This window comes from Sphingopyxis sp. (assembly GCF_041916015.1).
Taxonomy (GTDB): domain Bacteria; phylum Pseudomonadota; class Alphaproteobacteria; order Sphingomonadales; family Sphingomonadaceae; genus Sphingopyxis.
In genome coordinates, this window is record NZ_JAYSAH010000070.1 from 1 (window position 1) to 6,459 (window position 6,459).

The window sequence follows — 6,459 nt, forward strand, 5'->3', positions numbered from 1 at the left end:
CACATGATCCTCAAGGCTGAAGCTGTAAAACAGCGCCTCCTGCATCACCTTCCGCTCGCCCATCATCAGCAGTCTCCCGATAACAAGACAACTGAATCATTCCCCGCGCTTCACTGCAAGCGGGAGTTTTTCAACAGAATAGGGTGGAAAGCGGACCGTCCTCCATTTCCGTTCGTGTCGAGCGAAGTCGAGACACGCTTGGGAAGCGCAAGCCTTCGCGTGTCTCTACTTCGCTCGCCACGAACGGGAGTATAGGTTTGGCTTCCCCTTCCGGTCGTTAGCAGGCGATAAAGTGGGCGCTTCGGCAGCCGTCGCGCCTTTTCCTGCGAAACGCTTGGCCTCCGCATCCTCCCGCCCTACATGGGGCGCGCATGCCGCCCGATACCTCCACCACCGCCGACAAGTCCCGCGAGCCGCCGATCCTGGCGACGCTGGGGCGCTTCATGCCCTATTTGTGGCCCGCGGGGCAGACCGGGGCGAAGGTCCGTATCGTCCTGGCCGCGCTGATCGTGCTCGCGTCGAAGGGCGTGCAGATCTCGATGGGCTTTCTCTATGGCGCCGCGATCGACCGCATGGCGCCGGGGATGGAAGACGGCGCGGCGCTCGCGATCGGGCTCGTTGTCGCCTATGCCGGTGCGCGCTTCGCCGGGGTGCTGTTCGATAATCTTCGCAACGTGGTGTTCGAGCGCGTCGGACAGGATGCGACGCGCGAGCTGGCGATCGCGACCTTCACCCATCTCCACGCCCTCTCGCTGCGTTTTCACCTCGCGCGGCGGACGGGCGAGGTTACCAAGGTGATCGAGCGCGGCACCAAGAGCATCGACACGATGCTCTATTTCCTGCTGTTCAACATCGCGCCGACGCTGATCGAGCTGGTCGCGGTGATCGCGATCTTCTGGACCAAGTTCAGCGCGGGCCTCGCGGGCGCGACCGCGCTGATGGTGATCGTCTATATTATCTTCACGCGCAAGGTGACCGACTGGCGCACCGCGCTCCGCACGCGGATGAACGACCTCGACACGCTGACCGTCGGGCGCAGCGTCGACAGCCTGCTCAATTACGAAACGGTCAAATATTTCGGCGCCGAGGCGCGCGAGGCGGCACGCTATCGCGACGTCGCCGACCAATATGCGCGCGCCGCGGTGAAGAGCGAGAACAGCCTCGCCTGGCTCAACGTCGGGCAGAGCTTCATCACCAACGCCGCGATGGCGGGGGCAATGGCGTACACGGTGTGGGGCTGGTCGGTCGGCGAGTATAAGGTCGGCGACGTCGTGCTGGTGAACACCTTGCTCGCGCAGCTTTTCCGCCCGCTCGACCTGCTCGGCATGGTCTATCGCACGATCCGCCAGGGGCTGATCGACATGGAGGCGATGTTCCGGCTGATCGACACCCCGCCCGAGATCAGCGACGCGCCCGGCGCGCCGGCGTTGGTCGTGAACGGCGGCGCCGTGGCGTTCGAGAATGTCGTTTTCGGTTACGAGCCCGACCGCACGATCCTGAACGGCGTGAGCTTCGCCGTGGATGCGGGCGAGACGCTGGCGATCGTCGGGCCGTCGGGCGCGGGCAAGTCGACGATCGCGCGGCTGCTCTTCCGCTTCTATGACCCGCAGGGCGGGCGGGTGCTGATCGACGGGCAGGATATCAGGACGGTCCAGCAGGCGAGCCTGCGCGCCGAGATCGGCATCGTTCCGCAGGACACGGTGCTGTTCAACGATTCGATCGGCTACAATATCGCCTATGGCCGCGCCGGTGCGAGCGCGGAGGAGATCGCGGACGCGGCGAAGGGCGCCGCGATCGACGGCTTTATCGCGATGCTGCCGCAGGGGTATGAAACCGAGGTCGGCGAACGCGGACTGAAGCTGTCGGGCGGCGAGAAGCAGCGCGTCGCGATCGCGCGCACCTTGCTCAAGAACCCGCCGATCCTGATCCTCGACGAAGCGACGAGCGCGCTCGACAGCCGCACCGAGGCGGCGATTCAGGACACGCTCGAGCGCATCGCCGAACGCCGCACGACGCTGGTGATCGCGCACCGCCTGTCGACGGTGGTCAACGCCGACCGGATCATCGTGCTGGACAAGGGCCGCGTCGCCGAGACGGGAACGCACGACCAGCTGCTCGCGATGCGCGGGCTCTATGCCGATATGTGGGCGCGGCAGCAGGCGGAAAAGGAAGAGGGAACGGTTTAGGGCGCGAGCCGGTTGCCCGATGGTTATCCTTTGACATGCCATCCCTTTTCTCCAAGGACGGCAGGCAGAGTTGGGGCAGGGCGAGGGGCTGAAACGCTGCGATGATCAAAAGCGGAAATCCGGTGCCTTCGATTCCCGCAACCGGGCTGTCCCGCGGTTCGATCGCTGCGCTGCTGATCCTGGCCGCGCTGCCGATGCTGATCACGTCGGTGCCGAGCGCGTCGGACTATCCGAACCATCTCGCGCGGCATCATGTGCTGGCCGAGATCGGGCGAGGCACGCCGCTCGATGCCTTTTTCGCGGTCGACTGGCGCTGGGTCGGCAATCTGGGGGTCGACCTTCCCGCGGTCCTGCTCGCGCCCTGGCTGGGGATCGAGACCGCGACGCGGCTCGTCAGCGCGCTGATCGCGCCGCTGACCGTCGCCGGCATCCTCATGCTCGCGCGCGCGGCGCACGGGCGGGTGACGGGCAGCGCGATGCTGGCGCTGCCCTTCGCGTTCGCGCAGCCGTTCCTCTATGGTTTCCTCAACTATTGCCTGTCGGTGGCGCTGGCGCTGATCCTTGCGGCCGCGTGGATTTCGGGCGAGCGGCGAAGCCTGTGGCGCTCGCTCGCCTTCGGCATCGGCGCGGTCGGCGTGTGGACGGCGCACGTCATGGGGTGGGCGATCTTCCTGATTCTGGTCGCCGGGGCGGAACTGGCGGCGGCGCGAAGCGTGCGCGACCTGGCCGTCCGGACCTTGCGCGCGCTGCCGCTCCTCGCGCCGCTCGCGCCGCTGCTGATCTGGCGCGGGAGCGGCGACCAGCCGATGTTCTGGTACGGCCGCGACGTCCTGCACTTCAAGGTGATGAATTTCGTCACCATGCTGAAGGGGCTGTCGGTGCCGCTCGACCTTGCGATGACGGTCGTGATCGGGGCTGCGGCTCTTCTGGCGCTGCTTTGGGCGGGCGGCCGCAGGCTCGAGCCGCGGCTGGCGATGAGCGGCGGCCTGTTGCTGGTCGCGGCCATCGTGTTGCCCGAGACCGTCTTCGGGAGCTGGGGCGCCGATCTGCGCCTGACTCCGGTCGCGGTGATGGTCGCGATCATGGCTATCGGTCCGGCGGCGCGCCCCGACCGCGAGCGCCTGCTGGTCGCGCTGGGCGCGGCGCTGTTCGCGCTCCGCGCCGGGTGGACGTCGGTGCAATGGTGGCAGGCCGGACGGGTGCTGGAGGCGCGGCTCGCGATCCTCGATGCGGTGCCGCGGGGAAGCCGTGTCGGCTTCCTGTCGGTCGGGACGAAATGCCGGAGCTGGACGCTGGCGCCCGACCGCAAGCTCGGCGCCTATGCCGTCACGCGGCGCGACAGCTTCGCCAACACGCTGTTTCAGATTCCGGGGTCCGACCTGATGACGCTGCGCCGACCCGCGGATCAGGCCTATTGGTTCGATCAGTCGCAGGACATCCCGGTGCTCTGCCCGCAGGGTGAGCCCGATCGCGCGGCGTTGCGCGCACGCATGGCGCGGATGGTCCGCGATGGCTTTACCGCGATGTGGATCGCGGGCGCCGACCCCGCGTCGGTGGCGCCGCCGGCGGGTTTTCGCATCGCCTACCGGCGCGGGACGGACCTGCTGCTGCTGAAAATCGCACCATCGGGTTGACCGCGCGGCGCGGCGCCCCTTAGGCTGCCCTATGCCGCATGACACCACCCTGATCGGCACCATCGTCGCCGGGCTCGGCGTCGCCTTTCTGATGGGCGCGCTCGCGCACCGGCTGCGCATCTCGCCGATCGCCGGCTATCTGCTCGCGGGGGTGATGGTCGGGCCGTTCACGCCGGGAATCGTCGCCGACACGGGGTTGGCGCTCCAGCTCGCCGAGATCGGCGTGATCCTGCTGATGTTCGGGGTCGGGCTGCATTTCTCGCTGAAGGACCTCTTGTCGGTGCGCCGGATCGCGGTGCCGGGGGCAATCGCCCAGATCGCGGTCGCGACCGCGCTCGGCATGATGCTCGGGCTCTGGCTCGGTTGGTCGGTCGAGGGGAGCATCGTTTTCGGGCTGGCGCTGTCGGTCGCGAGCACAGTGGTGCTGCTCCGCGCGCTGCAGGCGCGCGACATGGTCGAGACCGAAAAGGGACGCATCGCGGTCGGCTGGCTGATCGTCGAGGATCTGGCGATGGTGCTCGCGCTCGTCCTGCTGCCCGCGATGTTCGGGTCGCGCGGCGATGAGGGCGGCGGCGCGGGGCTGCTCCAGTCGGCGGGCATCGTGCTGGTGAAGGTCGTCGGCTTCGTCGCCTTCATGCTGATCGTCGCGCGGCGCGTGCTGCCGTGGGTGCTGCACTGGGTCGCGCATTCGGGATCGCGCGAGCTGTTCCGGCTGGCGGTGCTGGCAATTGCGCTGGGGGTCGCGTTCGGGGCGGCGGTGGTGTTCGACGTGTCGTTTGCCTTGGGGGCCTTCTTCGCGGGGATGATCCTCGGCGAGACGCAATTGAGCCGCCGCGCCGCCGAGGAGACGCTGCCGCTGCGCGATGCCTTCGCGGTGCTGTTCTTCGTGTCGGTGGGGATGCTCTTCGATCCCAAGGTGCTGGTCGAGCAGCCGCTGCCGTTGATCGCGACGGTCGCGATCATCGTCTTCGGCAAATCGCTCGCGGCCTATGCGATCGTGCGCGCCTTCGGCCATCCGAACCAGACCGCGATGACGGTCGCGGTGAGCCTGTCGCAGATTGGCGAATTCTCGTTCATTCTGGCGGGGCTGGGTGTCGGGTTGAAGGTGATGCCCCCCGAGGCGCGCGACCTGATCCTGGCAGGGTCGATCCTGTCGATCCTGTTCAACCCGATCTTCTTCACCCTGATGGTGCGGCGCAGCCGCGCCGACGATGTGCCCGAAGCCGGGGTGCCGGAGGGCGAAGCGCCGACGCCGTGCGATGCGGGGGTCGTGCTGATCGGATACGGCCGCGTCGGCAGCCATATCGGCGGGCTGATCTGCGGGCGCGGCACGGGGCTGACGGTGATCGAGGATCAGAAGGACATGGCGGCCGCCGCCGAAGCGGCGGGGGCGACGGTGATCGTCGGCGACGCGACCAAGGAAAGCGTGCTGCGCAAGGCGGGACTCGACACGGCGCGAACCTTGCTCGTCGCGATCCCCGAGGGCGCCGAGGCGGGGGCGATCGTGCGGCGCGCGCGGGCGATCAACCCGAAGCTCGTCATCGTCGCGCGCGCGCATTCGGACGAGGAAGTCGACGATCTGGTGCGGCGCGGCGCCGACCATGTCGTGATGGCCGAGCGCGAGACCGCGGCGCGGATGGCGGAACGGGCGATGCTGGCGGGAGTTTAACGCTGTCATTGCGAGGAGCGAAGCGACGAAGCAATCTCCAGCTATCGGCGCGGAGCAGGATCGAGAGCTGGAGATTGCTTCGCTGCGCTCGCAATGACGAAATTGGAGGCGGAGGGCTTCCCTCTCCCGACCATCCGCCCTATCGCCACCGCACAATGTCCGCCGACGCGCTCCTCCCGCTGCTCAAATCCACCTTCGGTTTCGACGCCTTCCGCGGCCGCCAGGCCGAGGTCGTCGCGCGGGTGATGGCGGGCGATCGGACGCTGGCGGTGATGCCGACGGGGGCGGGCAAGTCGCTGACCTATCAGCTTCCGGCGGTGGCATTGGACGGCTGCGTCGTCGTCGTGTCGCCGCTGATCGCGCTGATGCACGACCAGCTTCGCGGTGCGCGCGCGGCGGGGATTCGCGCCGCCAGCCTGACCAGCGTCGATGCCGATTTCGCCGATACGCGGCAGGCCTATCGTAACGGCGAACTCGACCTGCTCTACATCGCGCCCGAGCGCGCGACGGGTGAGGGATTCCGCTCGCTGATGGAGGCGCGCGCACCGGCGCTGTTCGCGATCGACGAGGCGCATTGCGTTTCGGAATGGGGGCATGATTTCCGGCCCGACTACCGCCTGCTGCGGCCGCTGCTCGATGCCTTCCCCGAGGTGCCGCGGCTCGCGCTGACCGCGACCGCCGACAAGCATACGCGCGAGGATATTCTCCTCCAGCTCGGCATTCCGGCCGAGGGGCTGGTGCTCGCGGGGTTCGACCGGCCGAACATCCGCTATCGGGTGGCGCCGCGCGTCAGCCCGGCGAAGCAGCTCACCGACTTCATCGCCGCCACTCCGGGGCCGGGGATCGTCTATTGCCCGACACGCGACGGGACCGAGCGGATGGCGGCGAAGCTCGCGGCGGCGACGGGGCGGCCGGTCGCGGCCTATCACGCTGGATTAGACCCCGAACGGCGCGCGCGCGTGCAGCATGA

The 6,459-nt window shown here is 68.2% G+C and carries 4 protein-coding genes; all 4 read left to right on the forward strand.

Annotated elements, in window-relative coordinates; translation table 11 throughout:
* Positions 1-371 precede the first annotated feature (371 nt).
* The gene (locus ACE3SL_RS10090) at positions 372-2,186 is read left to right on the forward strand and encodes an ABC transporter ATP-binding protein/permease (RefSeq protein WP_374525605.1); all 1,815 of its coding nucleotides are present in this window, start codon (positions 372-374) and stop codon (positions 2,184-2,186) included.
* Between the two features lie 122 nt (positions 2,187-2,308).
* Complete coding sequence (locus ACE3SL_RS10095; protein WP_374525606.1) at positions 2,309-3,820, forward strand: hypothetical protein; 1,512 nt, start codon at positions 2,309-2,311, stop codon at positions 3,818-3,820.
* 31 nt (positions 3,821-3,851) lie between these two features.
* Positions 3,852-5,489, forward strand: coding sequence for a YbaL family putative K(+) efflux transporter (gene ybaL / locus ACE3SL_RS10100; protein ID WP_374525607.1), 1,638 nt, complete (start codon positions 3,852-3,854; stop codon positions 5,487-5,489).
* A gap of 155 nt (positions 5,490-5,644) precedes the next feature.
* The coding region (locus ACE3SL_RS10105; RefSeq protein ID WP_374525608.1) for a RecQ family ATP-dependent DNA helicase at positions 5,645-6,459 on the forward strand (815 nt) is incomplete at its 3' end.

Bases quoted from the DNA above. Each gene is read 5' to 3' on its own strand.
- ACE3SL_RS10090 (WP_374525605.1), top strand. From the start codon at position 372: ATGCCGCCCGATACCTCCACCACCGCCGACAAGTCCCGCGAGCCGCCG.
- ybaL (WP_374525607.1), top strand. From the start codon at position 3,852: ATGCCGCATGACACCACCCTGATCGGCACCATCGTCGCCGGGCTCGGC.